Origin of the sequence: Paenibacillus sp. IHBB 10380, from assembly GCF_000949425.1 — a bacterium.
Taxonomy (GTDB): Bacteria; Bacillota; Bacilli; order Paenibacillales; family Paenibacillaceae; genus Paenibacillus_AQ.
In genome coordinates this window covers 2,648,917-2,665,713 of sequence record NZ_CP010976.1, presented here as the reverse complement: position 1 = coordinate 2,665,713, position 16,797 = coordinate 2,648,917, and the positions used below count along the sequence as shown (strand labels likewise).

Genomic DNA, 16,797 nt, shown 5'->3' with positions numbered 1-16,797 from the left:
AAATAAAAGATTGAAAGAGTGGTATAAATGACAGGATGCAGATATTTATTATTTTCTAATGGAGATAAGATTATAAAGATCCCCCAACCCAAGAATCACAAATATAAGTCTGTACCTCAATTAGCAAATCAGGATGTACTTGTAGTCATTTTGTATTACAAAAATAAAGACAGGAAGCCACACCAATTGCTTACGGTTGGATTTGATCGATTTCGGTTAGATTCCAATGGTAATTACGAAGAAACGGAAGCAGATAGGAAAAGAGCTTTTCATAATTTCTTCGCTTTTGGAATGCCTAGTTTACTCGAAGAAGTAGAAGCAGAAGATAAACCACTACCCATACCTGTTGCCCCCATAATTCCAACCGATAATGAGAAAAGATTGTTATACAGTTATATAAATGAGAAATTACCTAACTTAGCAGCTGATGCCCCAAACGTAGTAGAGAGTAAAATTAAAGCATCAAGAGAGAAATATGAAGAGTTTAAAAACATGGCAAAGAAATCAAAGAACCGACTTAAGTAGTTCGAAGAAGATGCTGACATCACATAACAATATATTCACGCATCGGGGCATTCGCCCCTCGGTCCGGCAGAGGGATTTCGGGGGAGTGTGAGCAGCCGGACAATCCTGCACTGGCTAAGTCCGTCGGACCCGGGGCTGGCGCCCCTTAAGCCAGTGAGGGTTCGTGAATACAAAGACGTTAGGCGAAATTCCCAAATGACATTAAAAATCGGAGGACCTATGAAACCACAAAATTTTAGAATGATTGCTGAGAAAATCAGATCCGAATTTCGAACAATTCTCAAAAATTGTTACACAGAATTTGTAGAAGTGAATGTTGAAGAGGCTACGGGGCAAATATTTACCTTAGAAGCTTTTTTTGGAGAGGAGTATATAGGAGCGAACCAACGTAGTTTTGAACATAATGACATTATTAGGCCAATAATTTATTTTCAAGCAAAAGGAAATTGGGGAAATCGTGAGCTGAATATTAATGATTTCTTTTCTATAAATGATCAAATATTCGATGAATTTGATGAGTTATGTGATAGGGGAGAATTAGATTCACTTGGACCGTTACTAATGGAAGGCCTAAGGAATGTTGAGGCTAAGGACCTTGGACAGGCTGAGGTCGATACATACTTCTTTCTTACAATTGAAAGTAGCATTTGTAATGGGAACAATTTTCTAAAGGGATTGTTAAAAGAAAGCATAACAACATTAGAGTTGAATGAAATCTCAAATAAAGTCAACGTCGGTTGTATACAAATGGAAAGAAAGAAAATTACGGCACTATTGGATAATACACCAGTAAGTTTGGAAATTCCATTTGATAAAGTAGATTACTTCAAACCATTTCAAAAAGAAGTGGAGCCTGTCGTAATGGACGATAAATACATATTTGTTGCTATGTCCTTTCAAAACAATCCATTGTTAGAAGACACCTATTCAACTATTAAAAGATCAGTAAAGAGCCTTAAGAAGGGATTTCGATGTGAACGAGTCGATGAGATTCACGATGATTTTGTGATAAATGATAAAATAATTGATTGTATTAAGAAGGCTAGATTATTGATAGTAGATCTTACAGGTAATAGACCTAATGTATATTATGAGCTTGGTTATGCAAGAGCACTCGGAAAACAAATTGTATTAGTTTCAAGAGAAGGTGAAATCCCTCATTTCGACGTACAAAATCAAAATATTATTTTTTTCAATAATACTACCTCTCTTGAGAAAAGCTTAAATACAAGATTAAGATCAATTTTAAAAACAAATCGATAGAATAGTCGAAGAAGTGGGGAACATCGCCTAACACCATATTCGCGCTGCGAACCATACAGCCCTTGATCTGCCCGAGGTGATTTCGAGGAAGAGAATTCAGGCAGATACATCAATTCCCCTAAGATAAGAGCTATCTAAGGGGAATTGACGTCGCGAATATAAGAACGTTATCAGAAATCTTGTGCTCGTTATTAAAATCTGAAAGGGGCAGTTAGCATGAATCTTGCGAATAAGATTACAATTGCAAGAATTTTCTTAATACCTTTATTTATGGTGTTCTATTCTAAGTATCCTGAGTGGCTGGCTGACGAAAGTAGATTCTTTAGTTATATTAATCAAAACGGAATTTACATTGCAATTGTGGTATTTCTTGTAGCTTCGGGAACAGACAAGTTAGACGGTTATATTGCAAGGAAGTATAATCAAATTACTAATTTAGGGAAGTTATTAGATCCATTGGCCGACAAATTATTGATATCCGTTGCATTAATTATGATGGTCCAGTCAAATGTGATTCCTGCATGGATAGCGATTATTATAATCGGAAGAGAATTTGTAATTACAGGACTAAGAATGATAGCATCTGGACAAGGAATAGCCTTGTCGGCGGACAAGTTTGGTAAAGTGAAAATGGTTATGCAAGTGGTTGCCATTGTAGCAATTTTATTAGACAATTACCCATTCGAGTTGCTAACTAGCATTGAGGTAGATTATATTCTTATGCTAATAGCTGTAGGTTTGACTTTATACTCAGGATTTAACTATATATTAAGAAATTATAAAGTGCTTAGGCTTGATAAGATGTGAAAGGAAATCGAGATGGCACAAGACATCTGATAACATTGCATTACCACAGCGGTCGCTACGTTCCCTTGGTCACCATGAGGTAGTGTCGTAGAAGATAATTCAGGTGACACATCCAACCAGCTAAGTGGCAGAGCCACCCGGACCTACGGTCCTTAAGCAGTTTGGACGTCGGTAATGCGCGAACGTTAGGTGAAATTAATGCAATGCAGAACAAATTTAAAGAAACATAGGGGTGCCCGATGTCTATAATCATTCGAACTGAAAATGAAAGTGATTTTTTTCAAGTCCACAATGTTAATTTCATTGCTTTTGGAGAACGAGAAGATGAAGCAAGATTAGTGGAACGGATAAGAGCAACTCAAAATTTTGTGCCACAGCTTTCGATAATCGCTGAAGATAATGGAGAAATAATAGGTCATTTATTACTAAGCAAAGCCAAAATAATTGAAGACGAGAAACGGCATGAGGTAATTGTATTAGCACCTATTGCTGTCAGATCTGATTATCAAAAACAAGGTATAGGAAAACAATTGATTCATGAAGGATTAAATAGATGTAAAGAGCTTGGTTATTATCTTGTATTACTAATCGGACATCCGTCCTACTACCCCAAATTTGGTTTTAGACCAGCCCGACAATTTGGCTTAGAATTAAAACAGTTTGAAGTACCTGATGAAGTATTTATGGTATGTGAATTGAAAGAAAATGAATTAAAGAATATTAAAGGCGAATTGGAATATCCAAGAGCATTTTTTGGGTAATTCAAGAAGGCATTAACATCACCTAACACCATATTCACGCTTCGGGCCATTCGGCCCTCGGTTGTCAGATGTATAATCATGAAAGCAGCTCAGACAACAAATGACCCAGCCTAAGATAAGAGCTATCTAAGGCTGGGTCATTTCGTGAATGCACAAACGTTATACGCCATTACCGGTAAATATTAAAGATAATATTTAAGGAGATAATTTATGAAAGGTAAGATACTCTTATTATTTTTTATAACGATAGTGTTTTCAGCTTGTCAAAATATTAGTCAATCGACTACCTTGAACAGCGAAACTAAATCAATAATGAATTCTGAACTGCCTCCTGATGCAGTGAGTACAGGTAATGGAACAGAATCGAAAGAAATAACTGAAGGTCGATCAGATCCTTCTAACAATGAAGTGTTATCCATGAGCATTGGGAACTATGATTTGAAAGGAGAATTTTATGATGAAATGCTTCGAAATCCTATAGATCATGATTATGAAGTGGAATTTAATGAATTTCAAAATTCCAAAGAGATTATTACAACATTGGGATGGGAGGCGTTGGAAAGCAAATATACAGAGATTTGGGATAAAGAGTTGAATCAAATATATAAAAAGCTTCTTTCTAAGTTGGATAGAGAACCAAGAGAAGCACTAATTGAATCGCAAAAAGAATGGTTACAGTATCACTTAAGGGAAACAAAATTTGTAGAGAAGACATTTATTAATAATGGTTACCTTGGATCACAAGGATCGGTAAGCCTAGGAACGGTTATACGGGAGAGAATTAGGGAAAGAACAATGCAATTATTTGAATATCGATATTTGCAAGATGGTGAAGTTGAGTTTTTATACCAAAGTAAAAAATAGAGTTGGAATCTTGATCAAAGATTTTTAGGTGATGCTTCGAAGACAGTAACGGCGCATAACAATGTATTCACGCTTCGGGCCATTCGGCCCTCGGTCCGGCCGAGGAATTTCGGGGAAGTGGCGGCAGCTGGACAACCCTGCACTGGCTAAGTCCGTCGGACCCGCGCTTGCGCGCTTAAGCCAGTGAGGGTTCGTGAATACAAAGACGTTAGGTGAAATATCTGCAAGGAATAAAAAGACATCAGGGGCTGATTCAATGGAGATTAGAAACAAGAAGATGCTTGAAACAATCGAAAACAAATATGTTAATAAGTATCATGATCAATCTGAATTAATTGATGTTTTTTGGCCTAAATTTGTTGAAGTAGAAGAGTGTATTCTAATTCAAAAGAATTCAGAAAAAAATACTGAGATCAAATTTGATCATATTATTAAACAATTTGGGGATCGAACTGGTTTTGAAGCAAGTGAAAGTCATGTACATATGATTGATATTTCGAAGACTTTTAGAAAGTTCCCGTTAGAAGGACTACGATTTGCTAAGAAGTTAATGGAGATGTGGGCAACTAAACTTAAACTTGATTTTCCTCATTATAGATTCAATGTAATTTTAACTTTTCATGATGATGATACTATCGTACGGTTTCATAGATTAAGGGATGAAGAAACTCTATGGTTAAACATTGATAAGATAGAAGATTATCAAGAAGGAGTAATTGTAATGACAGTCTAATCGAAGAAGGCAGATACATCGCCTAACATTGCATTACCACAGCGGTCGCTACGCTCCCTTGGTCACCAAGAGGATTTTCGTAGAAGTTGATTCAGGTGACACATCCAACCGGCTAAGTGGCAGAGCCACCCGGACCTTCGGTCCTTAGGCCGTCAGGACGTCGGTAATGCGCGAACGTTATGTGAAACTCCCAAGGACATGAATGTAAAGAAAATTATTTTATTAAAATAATAAAGAGAAGTATAAGTTTCTTTTTTAGCTCCAAGTGTCATCGGTATCGCTATCTTGAAAAAAGTCGGAACAGATTAGTTTGGTAGAATAATCGGTGGAGTAATCTCGAGGCAAAGAAAGATTAAAATGATCATGTAATAAAACTTGAATATTGAAAAGAACAATTTTGAGAGACGGTGGAGATAGTGAAGAATAGAAAGAAGAAAGTAGTTTATTATTTAACAGATTTAGTAGCGATGCTCGTGGTTTTTTTCCTTATTTGTAATAACTTCAGTAGTCTAGGTGTAGGTCTAATTATTTCTGTTATTATTTATCATTTTGTTACAAAACCTTTGGTGAAAATGGCTTTTAAGATTCAATAATAATATAGACAAAGAAATTTTGAAACATATTGGGTGACGAATCATTGAAGAAGGGAGCAACACATAACACCGTATCTACGCTGCGGGCTACGCCCTTGGTTCGCAAGAAGCAGTAAGCGAAGGAGTGGTTTCAGCTCACAACCCTGCAAGGCTAAGTCCGTCGGACCCGGTCGCTGACGCTCCTTTAAGCCTTTCGGATTCGTAGATACAAATACGTTATAAGAAATTGGCGTGAGAGAGAGGATTTATGAAGGCTACTACTTCGATGTAGTATAAAAGAAGCAATGTCTGGAGCATCCTTATATATTGGCGTATAATAAGATTGATTAAAGAAAAGGGGGGGACAGTTGATGAGTGTCCCGAATGATGAACTGGAAAACATATTAGGTAACTTAAATGACAAGAATAAGGTTGTCGCAAAGAGTTTTTTATCATGGTTACTTGAGAAACAGTTTGATGAAGACGATGACTGTTTGACGTTAGAAGATATTCAGGCAATAGAACAGGGGCGACTGGAGTTTCAAAATGGTCAGACTAAATCCTTGGAGGACCTAAAACGTGAACTTGAAATATAAAACCACATTTTCAAGTGAAGCAGAAAAGGTCCTAGGGAAAATAGATCGAACTATAGCAAGAAGAATCTTTATAGCCCTTGAGCAATTATGTAATGACCCATTTAATAACCCGAATACGAAGAGAATGAAAGGTAAAGAAGGCAATATCTATAGATTACGGGTGGGGAATTATCGAATAATCTATGAGGTTCTCAATAATGAATTAATCATTTTTGTAGTTCGTATAGGACCTAGAGGAGACATATATAAATGACATCAGAGCCCTGCAATAAAGTTAGGGCTATTTTTTGTTTGAAGAAGATTATGTGAGATGCTCAAGAAGACGTCAACATCTTATAACATTACATTCCTGCTTCGTCGCTGACGCTCCTTGGTCGCCAAGAGGTATGCCAGAGAAGTGGAATCAGGTGACACATCCAATCGGCTAAGTCTGACGACCCGGCACTTTGTGCCTTAAGCCGCTTGAACGTCAGAAATGCGGAAACGTTATCGGAAATCAGCGCAAAAAAATAAATTATCTGAAAACTTACAGAACCAAGTGAGGATAATATGGATAAGGAAATTATATCTCTCTTTAATCGTGATATTTTAATGAAAGCTGCTGAATTATACGGCATAGACTCAGAGAATCTTAAAGAATTAAATGGCTTCAAGAACTTCGCTTTCTAGGCCATAAAGGCACCAAGCAGGTAATTATGGATGGTGTATAATATTTTAGAAGACTTACAAAAGGGAGAATTACAATGAAGAAAATACTAAGTAAAACAGGTTCATCAATAGCATGTGTCATCCTGCTTATCGTGATAATTACTACTGTTGTTTGTTGGGATGAACTTGGAACTTTGTTAAGGACAGGAAATTATGATAATGCGGATGATATGGTGGAAACCATAATGTCCAAATCAGCAACTCCAGGAGTAGCTGTGGTATTGTCGAAGCAGGGCGAGACAGAATATAAGAATTACGGATATGCAGATGTTAATAACAAGAAGATGGTTACTGAAGAATCATTGTTTGAATTGGGATCGACTACCAAGGCGTTTACGGCTTTGGCCATGATTTTATTAGAAGATGAGGGATACTTATCTTACTCAGATTCTATTTCAGATTATCTTCCTTCGTTTGAGCCAACCTTTAAGGGTGAGAAGGGTAATATTACTATTAATCAGTTGTTAGCTCATACAAGTGGAATTCCGCCGTGGAGTATTCGGTTAATTCCTGAAGGTACTACGGAGGATTTGCTTGAAAAAACCATACATAATATTTCAGACATTGCATTAGATACATATCCTGGGACAGAACATAATTATGCAACCGTTAATTATGATATTTTAGCGATGATTATTGAAAAAGTTACAGGTAAAAGTTATCAGGATTACATAACTGAAAATATACTGGTTCCTTTAGGAATGACTGACAGTTATTTTTCAACAGGTCAGGAAAAGGAATCTGATAAACTTACCAAAGGATATCGTATATTATTTGGTAAGGGCTTAGAATATGATGCCCCTAGATATTATGGTAATATTGCAGCAGGATATTTGGTAACTAATTTAAAGGATTTAGAACGCTGGATTAATGCCCAAATGGGGATAGGCGATATACCAGATAATCTAATGAATGCTATACAACAATCTCATCAAGTCGACATAAAAACAGCTGGATATGAAGATGAAAATCAATACTATTCATTCGGATGGAGTATTGATACGAAAAATAGAGTTGTTAGTCATATTGGAGCTAATCCTAATTATTCCTCGCAGGTTATTATTAATTTAGAAAAGCAGCAGGCCATATTTGTACTGGCTAATATGAATTCAACTGCACCATCGCTAATTGCTAATAATATATATGAGAATATGAATGGCAATCCTATGAATAAATTTAATTATGATGACGTTTATGTATTAATTGATTTGATATTTTCATTCTTAGTAATAATAGCAGTCGTTAACTTATGTCTCAAGGTAATTAAACTAGTTAGAGGGATAAAACTAAACATTAAAGATGAAAAGACAAGAGTCAGGAAAATAATTGGAAGTAGTATCGGACTTATCTTAAGAATTATGTTTTTGGCATTGGTATTTATCTGGCCTTATCTATTAAATTTTAATTATTATAGGATAGGGGTGTGGATGTCGTATTCAGTATATATTTGGATGGGTCTTGCTGCTATCAATTGTATTTTATCGATTATAATTAATATTAAAAAAATAGTAATAATTAGAAGAAGTCTATAAAAAAATTAGAGACGAAAAGTAAGGCGCTGACATCCGATAAACACCGTGCTCACCCTGCAGGACTATCGCCCTTTGGTTGACAAATGTATGATCATGGAACAAGCTCAGTCAACAACGACCTAGCCAAGATAAGAGCTATCTAAGGCTGGGGCGTTTCGTGAATACCAGAACGTTAGATGAAACCAGTGCAAGTACAAGTAATTGTAGAAGAACAAGTATATGGAATGGAACATACATTCCTATTATTGTGGTATAATTTCCCTGACTAATTCTCCAGGGGGAAGAACATGAAACAACAATTGATTTCTGATTTGAATGAGTTTCTAACATTCGTAGGATCTTTAGAATACTTAAAGGATGAAGTATGGTTTTCTCCTCTAAGTGAAGGGAAATGGAGGATTCATGATATTGTTGTACATATCATGAAATGGGATGATTATTTTAATAACGTCACATTTCCTAACATTGTCCCAGAGTAAATTTCCTGAATTAATGGAACATCCTGATTATTTAGGATTTAATGAACAATCCATAAGCTATGGAAAGGGAAAAACCAAGAAAGAAATTATTGTAGAAGCAATAAGAAATCGTCAGATAATGGTTTCTAAGGTAAGTGAGTTGGAAGATAATAAATTTTTGGTTGTTTATTCGGGAAATCGGGGATTCACTATAAAGTCTTATTTAACAGAATTTTTTATATCTCATGACAAATACCATATGGAACAAATCCAAGATTATTTAAAGTTTAAACAATAAATTTAAGATCACTTTGAAGGCGATTCGAAGAAGGCACTGGCATCATCTAACATTGAACATTCCTGCTGCGTCGCTAGGGCTCCGTGGTCGCCAAGAGGTCTATCTGAGAAGTGGAAACAGGCGACACATTCAATTGGCTAAGTCTGACGACCCGGCACTCCGTGCCTTAAGCCGATTGGACGTCAGGAATGCGCAACGTTAGGGAAATCGGTGCAAAGACATAGTAAAATAATATAAAAACTAAAAAAGAAGGTAGTTAAATGAAAATCGAACATATTGCCCTTTGGACAAATGATCTTGAACAAATGAAGATATTCTATATGAAATACTTTAAAGGAATTGTTAATGAAAAATATGAAAATAAGTTTAAACAATTCGAGTCATATTTTTTAAAATTTGAAGGTGATACAAGAATCGAACTGATGAGGAAACCGGAATTAAATGAAAATGAAGCTAAATTAGCTACGTATGGATTTGTTCATTTTGCATTTTCAGTAGGGAGTAAAGAAGAAGTTATTGAATTAACAGAAATATTACGACATGATGGATATGTAATTTACAGTGAACCAAGACTTACTGGTGATGGATATTTTGAGAGTAGTATTCTTAATCCAGAAGGCAATTTAATAGAAATTACAATTTAGAATAATTGAATTTAAAAGTAACTCTTAGAAGGTACCGGACATCACCTAACATCGTATTCAACGTGGCGGGCGCAAGCGCCCTTGGTCCGGGAGGGCATTTCGAGGAAGTAGATTCACCGGACACATCCTACCGCCTAACTGCCGCAAGCGGCAGTTAGGCGGTAGGATGTCGCGAATACCCAAACGTTATATGAAAGGCATGCAAAAAAACTTAAAAAGAAGGTAAATGATGAAAAGAATAGATGTTGTTTACTCATTAATAACTGACAGTACAAAATCAAAAATTCTAATGGTAAAGAATAAAGATAATGGATGTTGGACTCTTCCTGGTGGTGCTGTTGAAGCAAATGAAACTTTAGAAATAGCCGCAATTAGAGAAGCAAAAGAAGAAACGGGATTGGATGTTGCAGTTTATGGAATTGTTGCTGTTAATGAAGCTTTCATTCAGAGAGTAAATGAACATGCTTTACTTTTTACTTTCAGAGCTGAAATCATTGGTGGACAAGAAGAAGTTGTTAGACCAGAAGAAATTATGGAAATTGACTGGATAGATTTAAAAAAAGCGGAAGACTTAATGCCATATTATAAGGAAGGTTTAAGTGAAATCGTAAAAAGAGATATAGAAATAACATATTTTAATGAAGGAAGAGTTTGAATGTTGTTCGAAGAAGGCATGCCCATCATATAACACCGTTTTCCCACTGCGGATCGCAACCGATCCTGAGTCTGCCCGAGGCATTTAGGAGAAGAATCAGGCAGAAACACCTGCACCGCCCAAGTCCGAAAGAGGACTTGGCGGTAGGCGTCGGGAACACACACACATTATCGGAAATTCAGGCAAAGTAATAACAACCCCATTATAAAGTCATTCTTTAACTTGGATGACTATTTAGAATTGAAACCTTACAAGAAGAGATGATGAGATATATGGTTACTAGAGGGTTTACTAATTTGCTTCAGATTTTCCCAAGCTCAGATATGAGCAAGACAGCAGAATTCTATGAACATATTGGCTTTAGAGCAGTAAGTTATCTTGAATCATTTGAACCACATATTTGTCTTTATAGGGATCAAATAGAGATAGTTTTAACAAGATCAAATAAAGAATATATAGTACCTAATCGAGAGATACATGGATACGGATATGATGCCTATTTTATAACAGATAATCAAGAGGAGATGGAGAAAGATTTTAAGAAGCTAGTGGTTAAGATCATAAGACCTCTATCAACAACAGATTATAACAATAAGGAATTTGTATTTGAAGATATAGATAGAAGATGGATTGCTGTCGGTAAGAAACAGTAAATGGTTAGAGTCTAAAGATTAAGTGAAAGAAGTTTAGAAGAGGGCCAGAACATCCGATAACATCGCATTCCTACTGCGGGCATACGCCCTTGATCGCTAAGAAGAATCTCGAAGAAGCGGAATCAGGCGATACATTCAATCGGCTAAGTCTATCGACCCGTTCCCTTTGGTCACTTAAGCCGCTCGAACGTCAGGAATGCACAAACGTTAGAGGAAATCAGTGCGAAATATATTGTTGGTTCAAGAGGAGGAAGGAAATTGACGGAACACGAGGAAGTCCTTTCTGGAGGAAATATTAATAACGTAGTTAAGGTAGGAGAGACAGTCCGACGTAATGCTAAGCCAAATCCTTTTGTACATAAATTGCTTAAACACCTTGAAAAAGTTGGCTACCCCTACTCTCCTAGATACATGGGCATAGATGAGAAGGGGAGAGAAATCCTTTCTTACCTAGAAGGCGTAGTTTCAGGAAACGATTACCCTGAAATTGATAGATATATGTGGTCAGACGAGGTCTTAGCCGAGCTGGCTAAACTCTTAAGAAGCTATCACGATGCAACTGTAGGATTTAAAACATCTACACAGTCAATAAATGAGTATCCAGAGCCGTCATTACATGAGGTTATCTGTCATAACGATGTTGCATTGTATAACGTTGTGTTTAAAGAACAACATCCTGTAGGCATTATTGATTTTGATATGGCGGGGCCAGGGCCGCGTATTTGGGATATTGTTTACACATTGTATACATGTGTTCCACTTACAACGTTTTCTCCAGGAGAAGATGATAGAGTAGTTGTTGATTACAATAAAGAGAGTCATGCGGCTACGCGAAGGAGACGTATTGAGATATTTTTCAATTCTTACGGCATCCAAGTGCCAAGTGATCTTAAGCAGTGGGTAATTTCACGTATTAATTTTATGTGTACTACACTATCCGACCGTGCTGCAACTGGTGACACTGCGTTTATAAGGCTAGTTGAAGAAGGTCATTTAGCTCATTACGTGAATGAGGTTAAATTCCTTGAACAGCATTTTAATGACTGGTGGTACTAATCGAATGAAAGAATTTGAAAGCTTCTCATTGAAGGCACCGACATCCTATAACATTGTATTCACGCAGCGGTCCGGCTGATGCCGTTCTTTGGTCTGCCAGAGGAGTTCGGAAGAGGAGCTGTGTCAGGCGGACAACCCTGCACCGACTAACCGCGTCGAGGCCTTTGCCCCTTAAGTCGGTGAGGGTTCGTAAACACGGAAACGTTATAGGAAATCAGCGCAAGAAATATAAAAAAATCAAAGTCTATTTAAATTCATTGTTGAATTAAACTAACGGAGTAGCTTAGTTGAAGAGTGCTATTTACTTGTGTTCAACAATCCGAAATAATAAAACAGTCATAAAAAGGAGTACATAGAATGAGTGTTTTCAAGAAATTAAGAGATGAATATGTAATTTCGCATGCAAATCGTATTAGGTTTCCAAAATTTATATCAAGCACTATAGTCAGAAAAAAAGTTACTTTTTCTGGAAGGGTACAAAAAGTAGGATTCCGCTTGGAAATATATTGTATTTCTCAAAGAATGAAATTAACGGGATGGGTGAAAAATTTAAAAGATGGAAGTGTGGAAGCAGAACTTCAAGGGGAAGAGTCGCAAATTTATTTTTTGGTCAATTGCATGCAGTCATTGAAACGGGCATCTGTAAAGAAAATGACTATAACTGAACTACCTATTAGTGAGGGTGAGGAAAACTTTACAATAGTGGGATAAAGCACATATAGTTTAAGCGACTTATTCCAGAAAGTCACGTGTTCGAAAATGAAATTATTATGGTTCTTATATTATGTACCAAAAAAACTACCCAACCGTTATAGGAATTCAGCGTAAAACGGAAAATCAAAGGCAATTCATTCTTAGTAGTTTAAACTAACGGGAAGTGGAAAGGTGGTTTAAAAAATTTGAATACTCAGGTGTACTTAGACAAAATCGTTACATCATTTAAAGAAGAACTTAAGGAAAATTTGTTAGGTATTTATTTACATGGGTCTTTAGCGATGGGATGCTTTAATCCCAAAAGAAGTGATATCGACTTTTTAGTTATAGTAAGAGAAAAGCTGACACCAGTAAATAATAATCGAATTGCAAATATCGCTCTATCTTTGCATGATGAAATGCCTAATGATCGTGGAGTAGAGTTCAGCATCATACTTGAAACTTATCTGACCCCTTTTGTTTATCCCACACCCTTTGAATTTCATTATTCGGATTATCATCGGGATAAATATCGTGCAGATGAGAATTATCTTTGTGGAGGATTTGAAGATGAAGATTTAGCTTCACAAATGGTTGTTGCCTATCAGCGTGGGATAACGTTGTATGGAAAGCCATTAAGTGAAATTTGTGAACCAATCGATAAACAATTTTACCTTGCTTCAATTCTAAATGATGTAGAAGGAGCTTCGCGTGATATAAAAATCAATCCCCCAGTGTACCTTACACCCATGTACCTTACCTTAAATCTTTGCAGAGTCCTGTACTTTATAAAAGAGGGAATTGTATCTTCTAAGCGCGAGGGTGGAGAGTGGGGAGCAAAGGAATTACCTCTAAAATACCAGGGACTAGTAAATGAATGTTTAAAAGAATACAACGGTGATATAGATAAAAGCGAATTGGATCCCCACCAGCTATCAGATTTCGTTGACTTCATGATAGGTGAAATAAAGCAGGAAAAATCATTAACTAATGGGTGACGAGGGAGTTGAATAGTGTAAGTATTTCGAAGAAGGCGCTGACATCCTATAACACCGCATTCATGCATCGGACTGACGCCCTCGGGCCGCAAGAGGCAATTTCGTAGGAAGCGGATTCAAGCGGACAACCCTGCACCGGCTAAGTCTGACGACCCGCGCTACGCGCTGAAGCCAGTGAGGGTTCGTGAATGCTGAAACGTTAGGTGAAATATCTGCAAGGAATAAAAAGACATCAGGGGCTGATTCAATGGAGATTAGAAACAAGAAGATGTTTGAAACAATCGAAAACAAATATGTTAATAAGTATCATGATCAATCTGAATTAATTGATGTTTTTTGGCCTAAATTTGTTGAAGTAGAAGAGTGTATTCTAATTCAAAAAGAATTCAGAAAAAAATACTGAGATCAAATTTGATCATATTATTAAACAATTTGGGGATCAAACTGGTTTTGAAGCAAGTGAAAGTCATGTACATATGATTGATATTTCGAAGACTTTTAGAAAGTACCCGTTAGAAGGACTACGATTTGCTAAGAAGTTAATGGAGATGTGGGCAACTAAACTTAAACTTGATTTTCCTCATTATAAATTCAATGTAATTTTAACTTTTCATGATGATGATACAATCGTACGGTTTCATAGATTAAGGGATGAAGAAACTCTATGGTTAAACATTGATAAGATAGAAGATTATCAAGAAGGAGTAATTGTAATGACAGTCTAATCGAAGAAGGCAGATACATCGCCTAACATTGCATTACCACAGCGGTCGCTACGCTCCCTTGGTCACCAGGAAGAAGTTTCGTAGAAGTTAATTCAGGTGACACATCCAACCGGCTAAGTGGCAGAGCCACCCGGACCTTCGGTCCTTAGGCCGTCAGGACGTCGGTAATGCGCGAACGTTATAGGAAATCAGCGAAAAATACAAAAGGTCAAAAGTTAGAAGTACTCAGACCAAATTATAACCGAGGAGATAAGGAGTGAATATCATAGGGGAACGAATTATATTGAGAAATTTTATAGAAGGTGATTTCTCTTTTTATAATGAATTGGAAGAAAACCCAATAACACACAAGTTTGAAAGTAGTGCACCAGATACTATTGAAATACAAAATGATTTTCAAACAGTGCTTTCAGATTCAAAGAACAATCCACGTGAAAAGTACCAACTCGCAATTTGCTTGAAGCAGGATAGGAAACCATTTGGTCGATTAAGTATCAAGTTGAATTGGTCTGAAATTAGAGAATGGGAAATTGGTTGGGCATTACATCCTAATTTTTGGGGAAAAGGATATGAAACCGAAGCTACTAAACTTATGATAGGATATGCATTCAGCGAACTCAATGCACATAGGGTTGTTGCATACGCAAATACTGAAAATGTTTTATCGGAAAAATTAATGATAAGAGCTGGAATGATAAAGGACGGTATACTCAGAGAGGTTAGATATTGCAATAATAAATGGTGTAATGAATCAATCTACTCAGTGCTTGAACGGGAATGGGTACAAATAAAATAAAGGATTCATGAGTTTGTAAGATACTTAAAGAAGGAACTGACATCCTATAACATTACATTCCTACATCGTCGCTGGCGCTCCTTGGTCGCCAAGAGGGATATCGAAGAAGTAAATTCAGGCGACACATTCAACCGGCTAAGTCTAACGACCCGTTCCCTTTGCCGCTTGAACGTCAGGAATGCGGAAACGTTATATGACATATCTGCAATAATTGACTTTATGTAATAATGAAAGGAATTAAGAATGAAGAGATATATTGAGTTTTCTTTTTATCTACCGTTTTTTGATTTGATAGATGATTCGGACGAGGTATTGAATTTAGAAGAATTAATGAGACAACTAAATATAAGTTTTAATATGATGGAATTATATAACCAATATTTATCATATGCCGAAGGACCATTTAGAGCAGGAAAGGGAGATGTTTTTGTATTTTTTAAGAAAGATGATAAGGATAGTTTTATATTAATAGATTTGTTTAACGACTTTACCGATCAGCATAACATGGTGAAATTAGGAGTCCGTTGTGAAATTAAATATGATAAGCAGATAAGGAATATACTATATAATATTCACTCTAGGGCAGAGATTAAAAGTAAAACAAAAGAGAGTTATGATGATTTACTGAAGTCGGAGATCAGCAGCGAAGATTATCCAAAAGAGATCCGTTATGGGAATCAAAAATACATAAAAAACATTTATTATAACAGTATATAGACATTATGACAGCAGTTCAAGAAGGCAGATACATCATATAACACAGCATTCCTACTGCGGGCATTCGCCCTGATCGGGAGGGATATCAGAGAAGTGAATTCAGGCGATACATTCAACCAGCTAAGTCTGACGACCCGTTCCTGGTCACTTAAGCTGTTTGAACGTCAGGAATGCCAAACCTTATATGAAAGATGTGTAAACAACAAATAGGGAGTCAAAAAATGAAGATAAGTATAAGCAAGTATTTGACACTACTACTAATTCTGCTTCTATTAATAACTGGTTACAAATCTTATGAGTCCAATAGAGCGACACAGAATTTACAGGATAATATAGATAATACATTCAAGTATCAATTAAGTAATGTTCTCAGCAGCTTAAGTATGAAAGTAAACGATTATACCTATAGATCAATATTAGCAAGTGTATCCAATGTAGCTTCTTTATCTGAGCTAACTTCTTTTGAAGATAATAACGATAATTTAGATATTACTTTAAACAATCTATATATTTCTTTGAGAGAAGAGAGATCGAAAGACAAAGTCTTATCACGAATAGATGAGTTGAGAGAAATATTTTTTGTTCTAGTTCAGGATCCAACAAGTAAGGAGGCTACGGATAAATTAATTAAAATAACTAATGACACGTTTTTTAATGTAAAGGATTAAGAAAGATTACTGTAATTCGACGAGGACACATCCATCATATAACATCATATTCACGCTTCGGGCCTTACGGCCCTC

21 protein-coding genes are annotated in these 16,797 nt (G+C 36.3%); all 21 read left to right on the top strand.

Annotation, left to right across the window (positions count from 1 at the left end; translation table 11 throughout):
* Positions 1 to 27 precede the first annotated feature (27 nt).
* The 21 genes from UB51_RS11610 (at position 28) to UB51_RS11505 (ending at position 16,722) form a co-directional block, all read left to right on the top strand.
* Positions 28 to 525: a hypothetical protein gene (locus UB51_RS11610; protein WP_044877428.1), complete on the top strand. Its 498-nt coding sequence runs from the start codon at positions 28 to 30 to the stop codon at positions 523 to 525.
* Positions 526 to 744: 219 nt separating this feature from the next.
* Positions 745 to 1,788 carry a TIR domain-containing protein gene (locus tag UB51_RS11605; protein WP_044877427.1) on the top strand — a complete coding sequence of 348 codons (1,044 nt, stop codon included), beginning with the start codon at positions 745 to 747 and terminating at the stop codon, positions 1,786 to 1,788.
* Between the two features lie 216 nt (positions 1,789 to 2,004).
* Positions 2,005 to 2,595 carry a CDP-diacylglycerol--glycerol-3-phosphate 3-phosphatidyltransferase gene (gene pgsA, locus UB51_RS11600; protein ID WP_044877426.1) on the top strand — a complete coding sequence of 197 codons (591 nt, stop codon included), beginning with the start codon at positions 2,005 to 2,007 and terminating at the stop codon, positions 2,593 to 2,595.
* Positions 2,596 to 2,834: 239 nt separating this feature from the next.
* On the top strand, positions 2,835 to 3,356 hold the full coding sequence (locus tag UB51_RS11595; protein WP_082063120.1) for a GNAT family N-acetyltransferase: 522 nt from the start codon (positions 2,835 to 2,837) through the stop codon (positions 3,354 to 3,356).
* Between the two features lie 210 nt (positions 3,357 to 3,566).
* On the top strand, positions 3,567 to 4,220 hold the full coding sequence (locus UB51_RS11590; RefSeq protein WP_044877425.1) for a lysozyme inhibitor LprI family protein: 654 nt from the start codon (positions 3,567 to 3,569) through the stop codon (positions 4,218 to 4,220).
* A 193-nt stretch (positions 4,221 to 4,413) separates the two neighbouring features.
* Positions 4,414 to 4,953 (top strand): hypothetical protein, encoded by a 540-nt coding sequence (locus UB51_RS11585; protein ID WP_234405613.1) that lies wholly within the window; start codon positions 4,414 to 4,416, stop codon positions 4,951 to 4,953.
* 943 nt (positions 4,954 to 5,896) lie between these two features.
* Complete coding sequence (locus UB51_RS11580) at positions 5,897 to 6,121, top strand: hypothetical protein (RefSeq protein WP_044877423.1); 225 nt, start codon at positions 5,897 to 5,899, stop codon at positions 6,119 to 6,121.
* Complete coding sequence (locus UB51_RS11575; protein ID WP_044877422.1) at positions 6,105 to 6,374, top strand: type II toxin-antitoxin system RelE family toxin; 270 nt, start codon at positions 6,105 to 6,107, stop codon at positions 6,372 to 6,374. Before UB51_RS11580 ends, UB51_RS11575 begins: the two co-directional genes overlap by 17 nt.
* Before the next feature lie 490 nt (positions 6,375 to 6,864).
* Complete coding sequence (locus UB51_RS11570; RefSeq protein ID WP_044877421.1) at positions 6,865 to 8,361, top strand: serine hydrolase domain-containing protein; 1,497 nt, start codon at positions 6,865 to 6,867, stop codon at positions 8,359 to 8,361.
* A gap of 287 nt (positions 8,362 to 8,648) precedes the next feature.
* Positions 8,649 to 8,840 carry a hypothetical protein gene (locus UB51_RS11565; protein WP_044877420.1) on the top strand — a complete coding sequence of 64 codons (192 nt, stop codon included), beginning with the start codon at positions 8,649 to 8,651 and terminating at the stop codon, positions 8,838 to 8,840.
* 13 nt (positions 8,841 to 8,853) lie between these two features.
* Positions 8,854 to 9,117, top strand: a complete 264-nt coding sequence (locus UB51_RS11560) for a hypothetical protein (RefSeq protein WP_144407006.1) — start codon at positions 8,854 to 8,856, stop codon at positions 9,115 to 9,117.
* Between the two features lie 260 nt (positions 9,118 to 9,377).
* A complete protein-coding gene (locus UB51_RS11555; RefSeq protein ID WP_044877418.1) occupies positions 9,378 to 9,761 on the top strand; it encodes a VOC family protein in 384 nt (127 codons plus the stop codon).
* A 226-nt stretch (positions 9,762 to 9,987) separates the two neighbouring features.
* Positions 9,988 to 10,416 carry an NUDIX hydrolase gene (locus UB51_RS11550; RefSeq protein WP_324607766.1) on the top strand — a complete coding sequence of 143 codons (429 nt, stop codon included), beginning with the start codon at positions 9,988 to 9,990 and terminating at the stop codon, positions 10,414 to 10,416.
* A gap of 272 nt (positions 10,417 to 10,688) precedes the next feature.
* The gene (locus UB51_RS11545) at positions 10,689 to 11,069 is read left to right on the top strand and encodes a VOC family protein (protein ID WP_044877416.1); all 381 of its coding nucleotides are present in this window, start codon (positions 10,689 to 10,691) and stop codon (positions 11,067 to 11,069) included.
* Positions 11,070 to 11,327: 258 nt separating this feature from the next.
* The gene (locus UB51_RS11540; protein ID WP_044877415.1) at positions 11,328 to 12,125 is read left to right on the top strand and encodes an aminoglycoside phosphotransferase family protein; all 798 of its coding nucleotides are present in this window, start codon (positions 11,328 to 11,330) and stop codon (positions 12,123 to 12,125) included.
* 357 nt (positions 12,126 to 12,482) lie between these two features.
* The gene (locus tag UB51_RS11535; protein WP_052675885.1) at positions 12,483 to 12,836 is read left to right on the top strand and encodes an acylphosphatase; all 354 of its coding nucleotides are present in this window, start codon (positions 12,483 to 12,485) and stop codon (positions 12,834 to 12,836) included.
* Between the two features lie 188 nt (positions 12,837 to 13,024).
* On the top strand, positions 13,025 to 13,816 hold the full coding sequence (locus UB51_RS11530; protein ID WP_044877414.1) for an aminoglycoside adenylyltransferase domain-containing protein: 792 nt from the start codon (positions 13,025 to 13,027) through the stop codon (positions 13,814 to 13,816).
* A gap of 184 nt (positions 13,817 to 14,000) precedes the next feature.
* Positions 14,001 to 14,219 carry a hypothetical protein gene (locus tag UB51_RS11525; RefSeq protein WP_044877413.1) on the top strand — a complete coding sequence of 73 codons (219 nt, stop codon included), beginning with the start codon at positions 14,001 to 14,003 and terminating at the stop codon, positions 14,217 to 14,219.
* 578 nt (positions 14,220 to 14,797) lie between these two features.
* Positions 14,798 to 15,337 carry a GNAT family N-acetyltransferase gene (locus UB51_RS11515; protein ID WP_044877411.1) on the top strand — a complete coding sequence of 180 codons (540 nt, stop codon included), beginning with the start codon at positions 14,798 to 14,800 and terminating at the stop codon, positions 15,335 to 15,337.
* Between the two features lie 243 nt (positions 15,338 to 15,580).
* On the top strand, positions 15,581 to 16,054 hold the full coding sequence (locus tag UB51_RS11510) for a hypothetical protein (protein WP_044877410.1): 474 nt from the start codon (positions 15,581 to 15,583) through the stop codon (positions 16,052 to 16,054).
* A gap of 221 nt (positions 16,055 to 16,275) precedes the next feature.
* Complete coding sequence (locus UB51_RS11505; protein WP_044877409.1) at positions 16,276 to 16,722, top strand: hypothetical protein; 447 nt, start codon at positions 16,276 to 16,278, stop codon at positions 16,720 to 16,722.
* The last annotated feature ends 75 nt before the right edge of the window (positions 16,723 to 16,797 follow it).